Below are 16,896 nucleotides of genomic sequence, written 5' to 3'. Positions count from 1 at the left end.
TGCCCGGTCATCTTTGGCCGGGCATCATTTCAGGTTGGTTATGACTTCTCACTATCTGCGCATTTTCACCCAACGTAATGCAGCCGTATTACTGCTGCTCGGTTTTGCTTCCGGACTGCCTTTAGCACTCACGGCCGGGACCCTACAGGCGTGGATGACCGTAGAGAATGTCGACCTGAAAACCATCGGTTTCTTCTCCCTTGTCGGCCAGGCTTACGTGTTTAAGTTCCTGTGGTCGCCGATGATGGATCGCTATACCCCGCCGTTTCTTGGCCGTCGCCGTGGCTGGCTACTGGTCACTCAACTCGCACTGATCGCCGGTATTATCGCCATGGGCTTTATGCAGCCTTCGCGCGATCTGACGCTGCTGGCTGCCCTGGCCGTGCTGGTTGCCTTCTGTTCTGCATCGCAGGATATCGTGTTTGATGCCTGGAAAACCGATGTGCTACCGCCAGAAGAACGGGGCAGCGGCGCGGCGATTACTGTGTTGGGTTATCGCCTGGCGATGCTGATTTCAGGCGGACTGGCGCTGTGGCTGGCCGATCGCTATCTGGGATGGCAGGCGACTTACTGGTTAATGGCACTGTTGATGTTGCCAGGTTTGATTGCGACATTGCTGGCCAAAGAGCCCGCAGCATCCGCGCGCGAGCCGCACACCCTGCGTCAGGCCGTTTCGTTCCCGCTCAAAGACTTCTTCCTGCGTAACAATGCCTGGCTGCTGATCACCTTAATCATCCTTTATAAGCTCGGTGATGCTTTTGCTGCGTCGCTCACCACCACCTTCCTGATTCGCGGTGTAGGTTTCAGCGCCGGCGATGTCGGACTGGTGAATAAAACGCTGGGATTGCTGGCAACCATCATTGGTGCGCTGTACGGCGGTGTGCTGATGCAACGCCTGAGCCTGTTCCGTGCCCTGATGATTTTCGGCATTCTTCAGGCCGTTTCCAACTTCGCTTACTGGCTATTGGCCGTGACGCCGCCTCATTTATGGAGCATGGCGAGCGCGGTGTTCATTGAGAACCTTTGCGGAGGGATGGGCACCGCCGCCTTTGTTGCCCTGCTGATGACGCTGTGCAACAAATCGTTTTCCGCGACACAGTTCGCGCTGCTCTCGGCGCTTTCTGCCGTCGGGCGTGTCTATGTCGGACCGGCAGCGGGATGGCTGGTTGAGCTGTGGGGCTGGCCGACCTTCTACGCTTTCACTGTGTTCGCTGGCGTGCCCGGTTTATTGCTGCTGTGGATTAGCCGCAGCACCCTGCAAGCCATCCAGCAGAGCGGGGAGTTTATGATACGAACCCGCTGGTCGCAGGGCTATCGCTGGACAGTGCGTCTGTTCAGCTTCGGAAGTGGCCTGCTGGCACTCTGGTTGGTGATGCTAGCCCTGAATGCAGCGGGCATCTGGCATGTCAATGCGCTGCTGACACCACTTTTTGAGATGGGCATGGCACTGGCGTTGGTGGCCGTGGCGCTAGGTGTGATTCTGGATTGTCTGGCGTTAAGAAAAATGCCGGGAAAAAATCTGAGTTAAGTAATGATAATTTGCCAGCGGCTAAATATTTGGCTAAAAAAATAACAACGAACTCATTTTAACGAATAGCATTTTTTTCATCGCGAAAAAGAAACATTAAATTAACAACCCTGGATTATATTTAAATCCGGTGCGCAATTACTTTGTAGAAAACTCATCACCCAAATGCTACATAATTGTTAAATAAATGGGCATTAATAGTACGGTTTATGCTTTCCCTGATTTTTCTGCGGTTTCTATCATTGTTTTTTGTTATATTGACGCCAACTGCTTGTCGCAATTAATAATTTGTCACCCTGCGCAACATCTGTGACACCCTTAGCAAAAGGTGTCAACAGCCTTCTGACACATCCTTAAGCTGGTTTACACTGCATAAACCTTCCCGTAAAATGCGCGCACACTTAAACGACAATAGAGCCCTTTGTCATTGAGGTCGTTAAATGAGACTCAGGAAATACAATAAAAGTTTGGGGATTTTGTCATTAATTGCAGGCGCTGTATTACTCAGTGGCTGCGATAGTGCGTTGTTAAATCCCAAAGGACAGATTGCACTGGAGCAACGTTCGCTGATTCTGACAGCTTTTGGCTTGATGATGATCGTGGTTATCCCGGCAGTCTTCATGGCAGTATTCTTTGCCTGGAAATATCGGGCAACCAATACTAATGCGACTTATAGCCCTAACTGGTCACACTCTAACAAAGTGGAAGCCGTGGTCTGGACGATTCCAATCCTGATCATTATCTTCCTCGGCGTGCTGACCTGGAAATCAACCCACGCACTTGAGCCAAGCAAACCGCTGGTCTCTGATGTGAAGCCGGTTGAGATCGATGTGGTTGCGCTGGACTGGAAATGGCTGTTTATCTACCCGGAACAGGGTATTGCAACCGTGAACCAGATTGCCTTCCCGGCAAATACTCCGGTGAACTTCAAGATCACCTCCAACTCCGTAATGAACTCCTTCTTTATTCCTACGCTCGGTAGCCAGATCTACGCCATGGCGGGCATGCAGACTAAACTGCACCTGATCGCCAATGAGCCAGGAACATTCGACGGTATCTCTGCGAACTTCAGTGGTCGCGGTTTCTCTGGCATGAAGTTTAAAGCTATTGCAACCAAAGACGATGCGGAATTCCAGCAGTGGGTGGCTAAAGTTAAAGCAGCACCTAACGCGCTGACCACCATGGATGATTTCGAGAAACTGGCTGCGCCAAGCGAAAATCACCCGGTGGAATATTTCTCAACTGCGAATCCAGAACTGTTCAAGCAGGTTATTGATAAGTTCATGATGAGCCACGGAAAGATGGACATGCCAGAGCACAAAGGCATGGACATGAATCACGCCGCTGCTGCGGGAGCCGAGGAATAATACGATGTTCGGAAAATTAACACTGGATGCAGTGCCATACCACGAACCCATTATCGTGGTAACGGTAGCCGCAATCATCTTAGGTGGTCTGGCACTGGTTGCCGCGATTACTTATTTTGGTAAGTGGCAATACCTGTGGTCAGAATGGTTCACCTCCATTGACCACAAAAAACTGGGTATCATGTACATCATCATGGCTTTCGTCATGCTGCTGCGCGGCTTTGCCGATGCAGTAATGATGCGTACCCAACAAGTGATGGCTTCCGCAGGCGAAGCCGGCATATTACCACCGCACCACTACGACCAGATCTTCACCGCGCACGGCGTGATCATGATCTTCTTCGTGGCGATGCCTTTCGTGGTAGGTCTGATGAACATCGCGGTACCGCTGCAAATCGGTGCACGTGACGTTGCCTTCCCGTTCCTGAACAACCTGAGCTTCTGGTTTACTGCGATCGGTGTGATCCTGGTGAACATTTCTCTGGGTGTGGGCGAGTTCGCACAGACTGGCTGGTTGGCTTATCCACCGCTTTCGGGCGCGGAATACAGTCCTGGCGTCGGGGTCGATTATTGGATCTGGAGTCTCCAGCTATCCGGTATCGGTACGACACTGACCGGTATCAACTTCTTCGTGACCATTCTGAAGATGCGTGCACCGGGTATGGACCTGTTCAAGATGCCTGTATTCACCTGGGCATCACTGTGTACCAACGTCCTGATCATCGCTGCGTTCCCGGTTCTGACCGTCACGCTGGCACTGTTGACGCTTGACCGTTACCTCGGCTTCCATTTCTTCACCAATGAAATGGGCGGTAACATGATGATGTACGTCAACCTGATTTGGGTCTGGGGTCACCCGGAAGTATACATCCTCGTTCTGCCGGTATTCGGTGTGTTCGCGGAAGTCACTGCAACCTTCTCCAAAAAGCGTCTGTTCGGTTATACCTCTCTGGTGTGGGCGACCATCGCAATTACCGTTCTGTCGTTCATCGTTTGGCTGCACCACTTCTTCACCATGGGTGCCGGCGCCAACGTTAACGCCTTCTTCGGTATTATGACGATGATCATCGCCATTCCGACCGGCGTGAAAATCTTCAACTGGCTGTTCACCATGTATCAGGGTCGCGTTGAGTTCCACTCAGCGATGCTGTGGACAATCGGCTTCCTGGTCACCTTCTCTATTGGTGGTATGACCGGTGTTCTGCTGGCCGTTCCAGGTGCGGACTTCATTCTGCATAACAGCTTGTTCCTGATTGCACACTTCCATAACGTGATTATCGGTGGTGTGGTGTTCGGTTGTATGGCTGGCGTGACCTACTGGTTCCCGAAAGCATTCGGCTTCACCCTGAACGAAAAATGGGGTATCCGTGCATTCTGGTTCTGGATCATTGGTTTCTTCGTTGCCTTCATGCCGCTGTACGCACTGGGCTTCATGGGTATGACCCGTCGTATCAGCCAAGACATCGATCCTCAGTTCCACTCACTGCTGGTTGTTGCAGCAGGCGGTGCGGCACTGATTGCATGCGGTATCCTGTGCCAGCTGACTCAGTTCTACGTTTCTGTGCGTGACCGCGACCAGAACCGCGATCTGACCGGTGACCCGTGGGGTGGTCGTACGCTGGAGTGGGCAACCTCTTCACCGCCTCCGTTCTATAACTTTGCTGTTATCCCTGAAATCCACGAGCGCGATGCGTTCTGGGAAATGAAAGAGAAAGGCGAAGCCTATAAGCAACCAGAAAAATATGAAGAAATTCATATGCCGAAAAACAGCGGCGCAGCCCTGATTATCGCAGCCTTCATGACTGTGTTTGGTTTCGCGATGATCTGGCACATCTGGTGGCTGGCTGGCCTTACCTTCCTGGCCACAATTGTGACCTGGATTGTGAAGAGCTTCGATGAAGACGTGGATTACTACGTTCCGGTTGCTGAAGTCGAGCAGATCGAGAAGAAGCACTTTGACGAAATCAGCAAAGCAGGTCTGAAATAATGTCAACTGAAACTGCAAAACACCACCACGACGCCCATGCGGAGCATGGGCATCACGATGCAGGAGCCAATAAAGTCTTTGGCTTCTGGATCTACCTGATGAGTGACTGCATTATCTTCGCAACCCTGTTTGCGACCTATGCAGTTATGGTCAATAACACTGCCGGTGGTCCGGCAGGTAAAGACATCTTTGAACTGCCGTTTGTGCTGGTTGAAACCGCGCTACTGCTGCTCAGCTCCATTACTTATGGAATGGCAGTGATCGCGATGAACAACCAGAACAAGGGTTCAGTCATCAGCTGGTTGGCTCTGACCTTCCTGTTTGGTGCTGGATTCATCGGCATGGAAATCTATGAATTCCATCATCTGATCCTGGAAGGCTTCGGTCCTGACCGCAGTGGTTTCCTGTCCGCGTTCTTTACGCTGGTCGGTACCCACGGTCTGCACGTGACCTCAGGCCTGATCTGGATGGCAGTGATGATGTTCCAGATTTCTAAACGTGGTCTGACTGCAACCAACCGCACCCGCATCATGTGCCTGAGCTTGTTCTGGCACTTCCTGGATGTGGTTTGGATCTGCGTATTCACCGTTGTCTATCTGATGGGAGCCATGTAATGAGTCATTCAGTTAACGAACATGGCGCTTCTCACGGTAGCGTGAAGTCTTACATGATCGGCTTCATCCTCTCTATCATCCTGACCGGTATTCCGTTCTGGATGGTAATGGATGGCGGCGCATCACACGGCACGATTCTGGGTGTGGTTCTGGTGTGTGCGGTGGTTCAGGTGTTAGTGCACCTGGTCTACTTCCTGCACTTAGACAGCAAGTCAGAGGGTGGCTGGAACATGGTGGCGATAGTCTTCTCAGCACTCATCATTCTGATTGTTGTTGTCGGCTCACTGTGGATCATGTGGAACCTCAACTACAACATGATGGCCGACTAAAGAGTCACACGTAATGATTAAGCAATACCTGCAAGTAACAAAACCAGGAATTATTTTCGGCAACTTAATTTCTGTGATCGGTGGATTCTTGCTGGCTTCGAAAGGCAGCATTGATTACCCCCTGTTTCTCTATTCACTGGTGGGCGTTTCGCTGGTTGTCGCATCGGGTTGTGTATTCAACAACGTGATTGACCGCGATATCGATATCAAAATGGAGAGAACGCGGAACCGTGTTCTGGTCAAAGGCCTGATTTCGGCGAAAGTAAGCCTGGTTTATGCAACCGCATTGGGTATTGCTGGCTTTGCGTTGCTGTATTTCGGCGCTAACCCGCTGGCCATGTGGCTGGCGGTGATGGGCTTCGTTGTCTATGTGGGCATTTATAGCCTGTATATGAAACGCAACTCCGTGTATGGCACGCTGATCGGTAGCCTCTCTGGTGCAGCACCGCCAGTGATTGGCTACTGCGCAGTGACCAACCAGTTTGATGCTGGCGCCCTGATCTTATTGGCTATCTTTAGCCTGTGGCAGATGCCGCACTCGTACGCGATTGCGATTTTCCGCTTCAAAGATTATCAGGCGGCTAACATCCCGGTTCTGCCTGTCGTGAAAGGTATCTCGGTAGCCAAAAATCATATTACGCTATACATCCTGGCGTTCATGATTGCTACGCTGATGCTGACACTCGGCGGTTACGCGGGTTACAAGTATCTGGTGGTCGCCGCGGCAGTGAGTGTGTGGTGGTTGGGCATGGCGCTTTCAGGTTACAAAACCTCAAACGATAAAGTTTGGGCGCGTAAACTGTTTGTGTTCTCGATTGTCGCTATCACAGCATTGAGCGTGATGATGTCGGTTGATTTTATGACGCCGGCCTCTAAAGACCTGCTGACTTACGTCTGGTAATACAGCTCCGCAACACCAGAAAGGGCGCGAATTTCGCGCCCTTTCTTTTGTTACCACTGCTTAACAACAATTGTTTTACCCGCCCTGCCCTGCTCCCTAAAATGAGAGCTAAATGCCCGGAATAATTCGAGATGCAGGAAGGCGGCAAGTGCATGAATCCCTGGGAGCTGACTAAAGTAAGTGACCTGGGTGAACGTGCGCAGCCAACGCATCTGCGGCTTGAAGTATAAAGGGCATAAACTTACAGAGGTTGGAATGAACGACAATAAAATGACGCCAGTAGAGCTTCGGGCTACATGGGGTTTAGGCACAGTTTTTTCCCTGCGCATGCTGGGAATGTTTATGGTCCTGCCGGTACTCACCACGTACGGTATGGCGTTGCAGGGAGCCAGTGAAACCTTAATTGGTCTGGCAATTGGCATCTATGGTCTGGCGCAAGCCGTATTCCAGATTCCGTTTGGTCTGCTGTCCGATCGCGTCGGTCGCAAACCGCTCATTGTTGGCGGGCTGTTAGTGTTCGTGCTGGGCAGTATTATCGCAGCGATGACCACCTCAATCTGGGGCGTGATCCTGGGTCGTGCTTTACAAGGCTCTGGCGCAATTGCCGCTGCCGTGATGGCGCTACTCTCAGATCTCACTCGCGAACAAAACCGCACTAAAGCAATGGCGTTTATTGGCATCAGTTTCGGTGCGACCTTTGCTATTGCGATGGTGGTAGGCCCAATTGTCACCCATGCTCTGGGTTTGCATGCACTGTTCTGGATGATCGCTATTCTGGCCTCGCTGGGCATTGTTATCACGCTATTGGTGGTGCCGAGCGCACCGAATCACGTGCTGAATCGTGAATCCGGCATGGTAAAAGCCAGCATTCGTGAAGTGTTAGCCAACCCTAAACTCCTGAAATTAAACATCGGTATTCTTTGCCTGCATATCCTGCTGATGTCGAGTTTTGTGGCTTTGCCAGGCCAGTTTGAACAAGCGGGCTTCCCGGCATCTGAACACTGGAAAGTCTATCTGGTCACCATGCTGGTCGCTTTCGTTCTGGTGGTGCCTTTCATCATCTATGCCGAAGTGAAACGCCGCATGAAGCGCGTTTTTGTTACCTGCGTGGCACTGATCATTATCGCGGAAATCGTACTGTGGGGTGCGGCTGGTCATTTCTGGACGCTGGTGATTGGCGTGCAGCTATTCTTCCTCGCCTTCAACCTGATGGAAGCCATTCTGCCTTCGCTGATCAGTAAAGAATCACCGCCGGGCTACAAAGGTACAGCGATGGGCATTTACTCCACCAGCCAGTTCATTGGCGTGGCGATTGGCGGCAGCATGGGCGGTTGGATCTTCGGTCACTTTGATGCGCAGACGGTGTTTCTGGTGGGTGCGATTGTCGCGGCAGCCTGGCTGTTTGTGGCGATGTCGATGCAGGAGCCACCTTACGTCAGCAGCCTGCGCATGGTACTCAGTGATGCCGTATTAGCGGTGCCTAACCTTGAGAAGCGTTTAAAAGCGCAGCCGGGTGTCTCTTCAGTATTTATCGTGCCGGAAGAGAAAAGTGCTTACATCAAGATCGACAGTAAAGTGACGAGCCGCGTCGAAATCGAAGCGCTGCTCGCCAGCTGTTAGTTAGTAGTCACACACTCTGTGGCGGCGCGATTAACCGCTCCGCCACAAACCATCACGCTAATTAAAGCGACATATCCACCACGATACGCCCTTCAATTTTTCCCGCATGCATACGCGCAAAAATGTCGTTAATGTTGGTCAACGGTTCAACCGCCACGTTGGCTTTCACTTTGTGACGACCGGCGAAATCCAACGCTTCCTGGAGATCTTTACGCGTGCCCACAATTGAACCGCGCACCGTAATCCCGTCCAGCACCATATCGAAAATCGACAAATCAAATTTGCCCGGTGGCAGACCGTTCAGCACCATGGTGCCGCCACGGCGCATGGTGCCAATCGCCTGCTCAAACGCTTTAGGTGATACGGCCGTAACCAGCACACCATGCGCGCCGCCAAAACTTTCCTGGAACACTTTTGCGGGATCGACGTTCTTCGCATTCGCTACCACACTGGCACCAAGCCGCTTAGCAAACGCCAGCTTCTCATCGTCGATATCAACCGCAGCCACATTCAGTCCCATCGCCACCGCGTACTGCACCGCCATATGACCTAAACCTCCAATACCGGACACCACTACCCAATCGCCTGGCTTGGTATCGGTCATTTTCAGGCCTTTGTACACCGTCACACCGGCACACAGAATTGGTGCGATTTCGTTGTAATCGATGTTTTCCGGGATGATGCCGACATAGTTCGCATCCGCGAGGCAATATTCTGCGAAACTGCCGTTCACCGAATAACCGGCATTCTGCTGTGACAGGCACAGGGTTTCCCAACTATCCAGACAGTGCTCGCAGTGGCCACATGCGGAATAGAGCCACGGCACGCCCACACGATCGCCCAGTTTTAAATGCTTCACACCTTCACCGAGCGCCACTACCTGCCCTACGCCTTCGTGGCCAGGAATAAACGGGGGATTGGGTTTAATCGGCCAGTCGCCTTCGGCGGCATGTAAGTCGGTATGGCACACCCCAGTCGCCGCGATTTTCACCAGAATCTGGCCCGGTCCCACTTGCGGTACTGGCACCTGCTCAATCACTAACGGTTCACCAAAGGCTTTAACAACGGCGGCTTTCATGGTGGTTTTGATTTGCATATTCATCTTTCACTCTCCATTTGATCGAATGCAGACTCAGAACAGGCCCAAAGGGGCGGTGCTATAGCTGACCAGCAGATTTTTGGTTTGTTGGTAGGCGCTAAGCGCCATCTTGTGCGTCTCGCGTCCCACGCCCGATTGCTTGTAGCCACCGAAAGCCGCGTGTGCGGGATAGATGTGATAGCAGTTGGTCCAGACACGACCGGCTTTGATGCCACGTCCCATGCGATACGCCAGATTGGTATCACGCGTCCACACGCCCGCCCCGAGACCAAACTGGGTTTCGTTGGCAATCGACAAGGCTTCCGCTTCATCTTTAAAGGTGGTGATGCCGATAACCGGCCCAAAAATCTCTTCCTGGAAACACCGCATCTGGTTGGTGCCTTTAATCAGGGTTGGCTGGATATAGAATCCGTTATCCAGTTCGGCAGCGACGCTGGCGCGATCGCCTCCGGTTAGAATTTGCCCCCCTTCGTCGCGCGCGATGTTGATGTAAGACAGGATTTTGTCGAATTGCTGGCGGGAAGCCTGAGCACCGATCATGGTGTCGGTATCCAGCGGATCGCCCCGGCGGATATTCGCCACTTTCTCCATCACCCGCGCCATAAACGGCTCATAGATCGATTCATGGATCAACGCACGTGATGGACAAGTACAGACCTCGCCCTGGTTGAAGAAACCGAGCACCAGCCCTTCCACCGCTTTTTCGATAAAGTCCGATTCACCCTCCATCACATCGGCAAAGTAGATGTTCGGCGACTTGCCGCCCAGCTCAACGGTACACGGAATGATGTTTTCAGCCGCGCACGCCATAATATGACGGCCCACTGGCGTAGAACCGGTGAACGCGATTTTGGCGATACGTTTGCTGGTGGCCAGCGCTTCACCGGCTTCACGGCCAAAGCCCTGCACCACGTTAAGCACGCCGGCCGGGAACAGATCGCCGATCAGCTCCATCAGCAAGGTGATTGCCAGCGGGGTTTGCTCAGCCGGTTTCAGCACCACGCAGTTACCCGCCGCCAGCGCCGGAGCCAGTTTCCATGCCGCCATTAACAGCGGGAAGTTCCACGGGATGATCTGCCCGACCACGCCCAGCGGTTCATGGAAGTGATAGGCAACGGTGGTTTCATCAATCTCAGCGGTGCTGCCTTCCTGCGCACGCAGACAACCGGCGAAGTAGCGGAAGTGATCCACCGCCAGCGGTAGATCGGCGTTGAGGGTTTCACGGATCGGCTTGCCGTTGTCCCAGCTCTCCGCCACAGACAACATTTCGAGGTTTTGTTCAATGCAGTCGGCCACCTGCAGCAGCAGATTGGCCCGATGTTGCACGCTGGTTTTTCCCCAGGCGTCAGCGGCCTGATGAGCAGCGTCCAGTGCTAAATCGATATCCCGCGCGTCAGAACGCGGAAACTGCGCAATATCGCTGCCATCAACAGGCGAGGTGTTCGTAAAATACTGGCCGCTGAGCGGCTCTGTGAATTTGCCCGCAATAAAATTGCCGTAGGTCGCTTTAAAAGTGACCAAAGCGCCGGGCGTGCCGGGATGTGCATAACGCATCGCAAACTCCTTCGTGTAGGGTCGTTTATTGTTAACTGGCAGCGGCAACCTGTGGGTCAACAGATTGAACAGCCCGCTGCCGTACATACCTATTGCAGCGGGCGTGCCAGTTTTTTTCAGCTTGCGAATTTTCGAAAAATCGTTTTATCTATCATCGATTTATAAAACAAATATCCCTTTTAAACGCACGGGTTCTGCCACCAAAATCTTCATCTGTGTTGCGTATCGCAACACCGCAGAAACCAAGCCGCTACAATGCTGCAACACTTTCGCTTAGGCATGAGGTTACCAATGCAGGGAAATTCAGCCGCGTCTGCCGTTAATACCAACCCGCTGTTAAGCGACTCCTGGTTTCGTAGCCAGCTGTATGGTCTCGACCGCACCGCCGATGATTTTCCTCGCGTCCGCCAGGGTGAGCTGGCTGATGTGCTGGCCAGTAATGCCGGGCTGCAACAATTTGCCCAACCGGTGATCAAACAGCTGGCGCAGAAACTGGCGGAAAAACAATCTGTGGTAATCCTTTCTGATGCCACCGGTTTGGTACTGAACACCTTTGGCGACATGCAATCGATGGAGAAAGCGCAGCGATTCGCCCTCGCCCCTGGCAATTTGTGGAGCGAATGCGGGCGCGGCACCAATGCGATTGGCACCGCGCTAGCGATTGACGATGGCTGTGAAATTGAAGGCCAGCAACATTTTCTCACCTTGAATCAGGGGCTCTACTGCGCCGCCATGCCGTTGCAAATGCCCAACGGTCAGATTGCGGGCGTGCTGGATATCTCTGGCCCAGCGCACTTCCCGCATCCGCAAACGTTTCAGTGGGTCAAAGCCGCCGCTAAACAGATCGAGTATTTGTGGGTTAAGCAAAGCCTGCATCCCCAACAATGGTTGATGAGCCTGCACGTTGAGCCGCACGGCATTGATACCAGTGATGAGTTGCTGCTGGTGTTCTCCGATAATGTGCTCACCGCCGCAAACCGCCTGGCGATGCGTGAACTCAATCTCACCACCGGGCAGTTGGGCACCCTGACATTCCAGCAGCTGTTTGATCAGCTCGAACAGCAGGCCAACACCATTCCTTTACCGATGCATTTTGCACAACAGCGCTACTACTTCCGCCTGCGCGCTCCGCACCGCACCCACTTTGCTACGCCAAGTGAACCCAGCGTGGATCTTCCCTTCTCACTGGGTCGCGATGGCGAGAAAATGGTGCGTCTGATGAATGCCGGTGTGTCGTTGTGCATTCACGGTGAAACCGGCAGCGGTAAAGAGTATGTCAGCCGTGCGCTGCATCAGCAGAGTCGCTGGCGTGATGGGAAGTTTGTCGCCATCAACTGTGCTGCCATTCCGGAAGCGTTGATTGAATCCGAGCTATTTGGTTATCAGCCTGGTGCCTTTACCGGAGCCAGCAAAAATGGCTACATCGGTAAAATCCGCGAGGCGGATAGTGGCGTGCTGTTTCTTGATGAAATTGGAGATATGCCGCTGGCGCTACAAACCCGTTTGCTGCGCGTGCTGCAAGAAAAAGAGGTCGCGCCGCTCGGTTCCAGTCGCAGCTGGCCGGTGAATTTTGCCGTGATCTGCGCCACGCACCGTGATTTGGCGCAGCGTGTGGCCGAGGGCGAGTTCCGCGAGGATCTTCTCTATCGCTTGCAGGAATTTTCCATGACCATCCCGCCGTTGCGTGCCTGGCCAGATATCGAAGACTTTATTGGTCGGTTGTGGATTGAGCTGGGCGGCGCAGATCGCGATATCCAGCTTTCTCCCGCCTTGCTGGCATCGCTGGCACAATTGCCATGGCCGGGCAACGTGCGGCAATTACGCAGTCTGTTGCGCGTGCTGCTGGCGTTGGCGGACGAAGGGGAAGAAGTCACTGATGTGCATTTGCCAGCCGAATATCGTCGAGCAGAGGCGGTGCCAGCGGAAGATAAGCAGAGCCATGATGAGCGGCTGATTAGCGAAACGCTCCAACGCTTCAATGGCAATATCAGTAAAACGGCGGAGGCATTAGGTGTCGCGCGCAGCACGCTCTATCGTCGTGCCGCACGCGACAAACGCGATTAGTCGCGGAAGTTCTTGAACTGGAAGGGCTGACCAAGGTTGCCACCGCGCACCAGCGCCATTGCACCCTGCAAATCGTCGCGTGATTTACCGGTCACGCGCAGCTCTTCACCCTGAATCTGCGTTTGCACTTTCAGCTTGCTGTCTTTAATCAGCTTCACCAGCTTTTTAGCGATATCGCTTTCGATACCCTTTTTCAGCTTGGCTTCTACGCTCCAGCTTTTACCGCTGTGAATGATCTCTTCTGGCACTTCAATCGCTGCGCCTTCAATGCCGCGTTTCAGCAGCTTTTCACGCAAAATATCCACCAGCTGTTTAACCTGGAAATCAGATTCGCTGGTGATTTTGATGGTCTCATTCTTTTCGTTAAGCTCAATGCTGGCGCTCACGTTGCGGAAATCGAAACGGGTTGAGATTTCACGGCTGGCATTCTCCACCGCATTACGCACTTCCGGCAGTTCGACTTCGGAAACGATATCGAAAGATGGCATCTTTTCTTCTCCTGATACTAAAGTGACATGCATAATACGCGTCTTATGGCGCTAATTAAACACGATACGCGGAAAGCTATACTTAACGATGTCGTGAAATTGAGAACCCGTCAGCGGGAGGCAAAATGAAAATTACCGTGTTGGGTTGTGGCGCCCTGGGTCAAATTTGGCTCGCCGCGCTCGCACGTCAGGGACATGAGGTTCAGGGCTGGTTGCGCGTGCCGCAGCCCTATTGCTCGGTGAACGTAATTGATCCGCAAGGACAAGTCAGCAATCACACGTTTATCGCCAACGATCCGCTGTTTCTTGCCGAAAGCCAGTTGTTGCTGGTGACACTTAAAGCGCCACAGGTTTCCCCGGCGGTCAAAAACCTGCAAAGCATCCTGCCTGCTCATGCTGCCATTTTGTTATTGCACAATGGCATGGGCACGCTGGAAGAGCTGAAGGAGTTGCAGCAACCGCTGCTGCGCGGCATTACCACCCACGCGGCGATGCGCGATGGCACGGTGATCAAACACGTTGCGCAGGGCATCACACATATCGGTCCCACCGGACGTGAAAGTGCCGCGATGAGCGATATCGCCGATATCCTGCATCAGGCGCTGCCGGACGTGGCCTGGCATGACAACATTGCTTCTGCCAGCTGGCGCAAACTGGCGGTGAACTGCGTGATTAATCCGCTTACCGTTGAACACGATTGCCAGAACGGTGCCCTGCGTGCCTGGCCGCAGCAGATTGCCACGCTGTGTGAAGAGATTGCCTGGGTGATGGAGCGTGAAGGCCAGCACATTGCGGTCGATAACCTGCGCGACATCATTTATGACGTCATCGACAGCACCGCAGCGAATACCTCCTCAATGTTGCAGGATGTGCGCGCCCAGCGCCTGACAGAAATTGACTACATCACCGGCTACCTGCTGCGCCGCGCTCGCGCGCAGGGCATTGCGCTGCCGGAGAACACCCGTTTGTACGATCTGATTAAACGCAAGGAGTCCCAATATGAGCGCGACCGCATCGGTTCTGGTTTGCCTGGCACATGGCAGTGAAGAGATTGAAGCTGTCACCACTATCGACCTGCTGGTCCGCGCGGGCTTAAGCGTCACCACCGCCAGTGTCGAAAGCGATGGCACGCGCGAGATCGTCTGCTCACGCGGCGTGCGCCTGCTGGCCGATGCGCCACTGGTTGAGGTGGCGGATAACGATTATGACGCCGTGGTGCTGCCCGGCGGCCTCAAGGGCGCAGAGACCTTCCGTGACAGCCCACTGCTGGTGGAAACCGTACGCCAGTTTCATCTGGCAAGGAAAATCGTTGCCGCGATTTGTGCCGCACCTGGCACGGTGCTGATTCCGCACGATCTGTTCCCGGTAGGCAATATGACCGGCTTTCCTGGCTTGCGCGACACCATCCCTGACAAACACTGGATGGATCGCCGTGTGGTATGGGATCCGCGCGTCAACCTGCTATCCAGCCAGGGTCCAGGCACTTCGATTGATTTTGCACTGAAGCTGATTGATCTGCTGGTGGATAAAGAGAAAGCGCGTGAAGTGGCGTCACAGTTGGTATTAGCGGCGGGGATTTATAACTATCAGGAATTTGAAGAGCGTGAATAACCGCATTGTAATGCAGTAAAAAGCACTTAACGGTAGCGGCGCAATGTATTGCGCATGTCACAGTGGCAAGGTGCCGAGTGTGACACGCGCGATGAATCACGCCGTTACCAGGTTATCACCGTTACGGACGATAGACCTTCACGTTTTTAAAGCCTTGCTCATGCAGATACAACGCCTGTAAACGGCTCATCACGCCGCGATCGCAATACAGCAGCCAGGTTTTGTTCTGATCCAAATCGCCGAACTGTGTGCTCAATTTGTAGAACGGCAGAGATTTCACATCCACGCCTTCCAGCGCCAGCGGTGATGCCTCTTGCTCATCCACAGAACGGATATCCAGCACCACATCCTCTGCGGTGAACGAGACCACCGTCTCCACTTCCACCACTTCTTCCTGTGCCTTCTCCGCAATCTCGCGGATATCGACGTTGCTGGCTTCCTGCACCATGCGATTGAGGATCTCGAAATCGAAGTTTTGCTCTTCCGCTTCGATCTTCGCCTTCACCGCTTTCACCGTTGGGCTTTTCGAAATCACACCGCAGTATTCCGGCATGGTTTTGGCGAAATCTTCGGTGCCGATATGGCGCGCCAAATCGATGATGTGCTCTTTATCATGCGAGATCAGTGGACGCAGGATCAGGGTATCCGAGGCGTTATCAATCAGACGCAGGTTGGTCAGTGTCTGGCTCGATACCTGGCCCAGCGCTTCACCGGTCACCAGCGCCTGCACGCCGTAACGCTCAGCGACCATCGATGCCGCACGCACCATCATGCGTTTCAGCACCACGCCCATCTGGCCGTCGTCCACTTTCTCTAAGATCTCGCCCACCACCGGCTCGAAGTTGATCGCCACGAAGCGCACGCGATGCGAACGACCATAACGCTGCCACAGATAATGCGCGACCTGACGCACGCCGATTTCATGCGCGGCACCGCCGAGATTGAAGAAGCAGTAGTGCACGCGGCAACCACGACGCATCAGCATATAGCTGGAAACGCCGGAGTCGAAGCCACCTGAAATCAGTGACAGCACATCTTCTTGTGTCCCGATGGGGAAACCACCCAGCCCTTCATAACGGCCGGTGATCAGCAGCAGACGATCGTCTTCGATCTCGAGATTGACCGTCACATCGGGATTTTTCAACTGCACGCGTGCAGTCTCAATGTGCTGATTGAGACCGCCACCCACGTAACGCTCAACCTCAATCGAGCTGAAGCTGTGTTTGCCACGACGCTTCACGCGCACGCAGAAACTTTTCCCTTCCAGACGTTCGCGATTCAGTGCCAGCGTCTGCTCGAAGATATCGTGCATATCGGTGTAAGGCTGATCCTCAACCTCCAGTACATGGTGAATACCGGGGATGCGCGTCAGTTCATCAATAACGACGGTACGCAGCGCTTCTTTCTTAGCGCGCACTTCAATATGGTCCCAGTGGCGCACCACGGCGATTTCGTCGTCGACAGTACGCAGGGTATTGCGGATGTTACCGGTCAGGATCTTGATAAAGCGCAAACGCACCGACTGACTTTTGATGGTGATTTCAGGGAAGAGCTTAATGATAAACTTCATGGCGACACAGCTTCGTTGGGCAAATAAGTGCTAAAACCATCGGCACTTAACTGGTAAAATCATATAATTACGGGTAACGCAGAGGCGCCCGCATCCGAGGCGCAAAAGTATACCACCTTTGTCAGATGACCGCTTCTGCAACCGCAATCACATTCATTATTTTG

Annotated in this window: 14 protein-coding genes; 10 read left to right on the top strand and 4 right to left on the bottom strand. The window is 53.3% G+C overall.

What is annotated here, in order from left to right; genetic code table 11:
* Nucleotides 1-40 precede the first annotated feature (40 nt).
* From ampG to JK231_RS03840, 7 genes are all read left to right on the top strand, one after another.
* Nucleotides 41-1,528: a muropeptide MFS transporter AmpG gene (gene ampG / locus JK231_RS03870; protein ID WP_211728036.1), complete on the top strand. Its 1,488-nt coding sequence runs from the start codon at nt 41-43 to the stop codon at nt 1,526-1,528.
* A 440-nt stretch (nt 1,529-1,968) separates the two neighbouring features.
* The gene (gene cyoA / locus JK231_RS03865) at nt 1,969-2,895 is read left to right on the top strand and encodes a cytochrome o ubiquinol oxidase subunit II (RefSeq protein WP_034828097.1); all 927 of its coding nucleotides are present in this window, start codon (nt 1,969-1,971) and stop codon (nt 2,893-2,895) included.
* Between the two features lie 4 nt (nt 2,896-2,899).
* A complete protein-coding gene (gene cyoB / locus JK231_RS03860) occupies nt 2,900-4,882 on the top strand; it encodes a cytochrome o ubiquinol oxidase subunit I (RefSeq protein ID WP_034828096.1) in 1,983 nt (660 codons plus the stop codon).
* The gene (locus tag JK231_RS03855; RefSeq protein WP_038648564.1) at nt 4,882-5,496 is read left to right on the top strand and encodes a cytochrome o ubiquinol oxidase subunit III; all 615 of its coding nucleotides are present in this window, start codon (nt 4,882-4,884) and stop codon (nt 5,494-5,496) included. Before cyoB ends, JK231_RS03855 begins: the two co-directional genes overlap by 1 nt.
* Nucleotides 5,496-5,825: a cytochrome o ubiquinol oxidase subunit IV gene (locus JK231_RS03850; protein WP_034828092.1), complete on the top strand. Its 330-nt coding sequence runs from the start codon at nt 5,496-5,498 to the stop codon at nt 5,823-5,825. The genes JK231_RS03855 and JK231_RS03850 overlap by 1 nt, the downstream gene beginning before the upstream one ends.
* A 13-nt stretch (nt 5,826-5,838) precedes the next feature.
* Entirely contained in the window at nt 5,839-6,726 is an 888-nt protein-coding gene (cyoE, locus tag JK231_RS03845; protein ID WP_034828090.1) for a heme o synthase, read from the top strand.
* A gap of 255 nt (nt 6,727-6,981) precedes the next feature.
* Nucleotides 6,982-8,346, top strand: a complete 1,365-nt coding sequence (locus JK231_RS03840) for an MFS transporter (RefSeq protein ID WP_211728035.1) — start codon at nt 6,982-6,984, stop codon at nt 8,344-8,346.
* Between the two features lie 61 nt (nt 8,347-8,407).
* Here JK231_RS03840 and adhP read toward each other — a convergent pair whose 3' ends face one another.
* Both adhP and JK231_RS03830 read right to left on the bottom strand, forming a co-directional pair.
* Complete coding sequence (gene adhP, locus JK231_RS03835) at nt 8,408-9,442, bottom strand: alcohol dehydrogenase AdhP (protein WP_176505736.1); 1,035 nt, start codon at nt 9,440-9,442, stop codon at nt 8,408-8,410.
* Between the two features lie 36 nt (nt 9,443-9,478).
* Nucleotides 9,479-10,999: an aldehyde dehydrogenase family protein gene (locus JK231_RS03830; protein ID WP_211728034.1), complete on the bottom strand. Its 1,521-nt coding sequence runs from the start codon at nt 10,997-10,999 to the stop codon at nt 9,479-9,481.
* Between the two features lie 291 nt (nt 11,000-11,290).
* Between JK231_RS03830 and JK231_RS03825 the strand changes: the two genes are divergently transcribed.
* On the top strand, nt 11,291-13,063 hold the full coding sequence (locus JK231_RS03825; RefSeq protein WP_211728033.1) for a sigma-54-dependent Fis family transcriptional regulator: 1,773 nt from the start codon (nt 11,291-11,293) through the stop codon (nt 13,061-13,063).
* Here the strand turns inward: JK231_RS03825 and JK231_RS03820 are convergent.
* A complete protein-coding gene (locus JK231_RS03820) occupies nt 13,060-13,551 on the bottom strand; it encodes a YajQ family cyclic di-GMP-binding protein (protein ID WP_034831052.1) in 492 nt (163 codons plus the stop codon). The two genes, JK231_RS03825 and JK231_RS03820, sit on opposite strands and share 4 nt — an antisense overlap.
* A 125-nt stretch (nt 13,552-13,676) precedes the next feature.
* Between JK231_RS03820 and panE the strand changes: the two genes are divergently transcribed.
* Both panE and yajL read left to right on the top strand, forming a co-directional pair.
* Nucleotides 13,677-14,597: a 2-dehydropantoate 2-reductase gene (panE, locus tag JK231_RS03815; RefSeq protein WP_045833921.1), complete on the top strand. Its 921-nt coding sequence runs from the start codon at nt 13,677-13,679 to the stop codon at nt 14,595-14,597.
* Nucleotides 14,551-15,162, top strand: a complete 612-nt coding sequence (gene yajL, locus JK231_RS03810) for a protein deglycase YajL (RefSeq protein WP_211728032.1) — start codon at nt 14,551-14,553, stop codon at nt 15,160-15,162. Before panE ends, yajL begins: the two co-directional genes overlap by 47 nt.
* 121 nt (nt 15,163-15,283) lie before the next feature.
* On the opposite strand, the gene thiI is transcribed toward yajL, so the two are convergent.
* The gene (gene thiI, locus JK231_RS03805; RefSeq protein ID WP_211728031.1) at nt 15,284-16,732 is read right to left on the bottom strand and encodes a tRNA uracil 4-sulfurtransferase ThiI; all 1,449 of its coding nucleotides are present in this window, start codon (nt 16,730-16,732) and stop codon (nt 15,284-15,286) included.
* Nucleotides 16,733-16,896 lie beyond the last annotated feature (164 nt).

This window comes from Pantoea sp. JGM49, assembly GCF_018257655.1.
GTDB lineage: Bacteria > Pseudomonadota > Gammaproteobacteria > Enterobacterales > Enterobacteriaceae > Pantoea > Pantoea communis.
The sequence above is the reverse complement of the archived record's forward strand: the minus strand, read 5'-3'. Positions and strand labels throughout refer to the sequence as shown.

Bases quoted from the DNA above. Each gene is read 5' to 3' on its own strand.
- ampG (WP_211728036.1), top strand. From the start codon at position 41: ATGACTTCTCACTATCTGCGCATTTTCACCCAACGTAATGCAGCCGTA.
- cyoA (WP_034828097.1), top strand. From the start codon at position 1,969: ATGAGACTCAGGAAATACAATAAAAGTTTGGGGATTTTGTCATTAATT.
- cyoB (WP_034828096.1), top strand. From the start codon at position 2,900: ATGTTCGGAAAATTAACACTGGATGCAGTGCCATACCACGAACCCATT.
- JK231_RS03855 (WP_038648564.1), top strand. From the start codon at position 4,882: ATGTCAACTGAAACTGCAAAACACCACCACGACGCCCATGCGGAGCAT.
- JK231_RS03850 (WP_034828092.1), top strand. From the start codon at position 5,496: ATGAGTCATTCAGTTAACGAACATGGCGCTTCTCACGGTAGCGTGAAG.
- cyoE (WP_034828090.1), top strand. From the start codon at position 5,839: ATGATTAAGCAATACCTGCAAGTAACAAAACCAGGAATTATTTTCGGC.
- JK231_RS03840 (WP_211728035.1), top strand. From the start codon at position 6,982: ATGAACGACAATAAAATGACGCCAGTAGAGCTTCGGGCTACATGGGGT.
- adhP (WP_176505736.1), bottom strand. From the start codon at position 9,442: ATGCAAATCAAAACCACCATGAAAGCCGCCGTTGTTAAAGCCTTTGGT.
- JK231_RS03830 (WP_211728034.1), bottom strand. From the start codon at position 10,999: ATGCGTTATGCACATCCCGGCACGCCCGGCGCTTTGGTCACTTTTAAA.
- JK231_RS03825 (WP_211728033.1), top strand. From the start codon at position 11,291: ATGCAGGGAAATTCAGCCGCGTCTGCCGTTAATACCAACCCGCTGTTA.
- JK231_RS03820 (WP_034831052.1), bottom strand. From the start codon at position 13,551: ATGCCATCTTTCGATATCGTTTCCGAAGTCGAACTGCCGGAAGTGCGT.
- panE (WP_045833921.1), top strand. From the start codon at position 13,677: ATGAAAATTACCGTGTTGGGTTGTGGCGCCCTGGGTCAAATTTGGCTC.
- yajL (WP_211728032.1), top strand. From the start codon at position 14,551: ATGAGCGCGACCGCATCGGTTCTGGTTTGCCTGGCACATGGCAGTGAA.
- thiI (WP_211728031.1), bottom strand. From the start codon at position 16,732: ATGAAGTTTATCATTAAGCTCTTCCCTGAAATCACCATCAAAAGTCAG.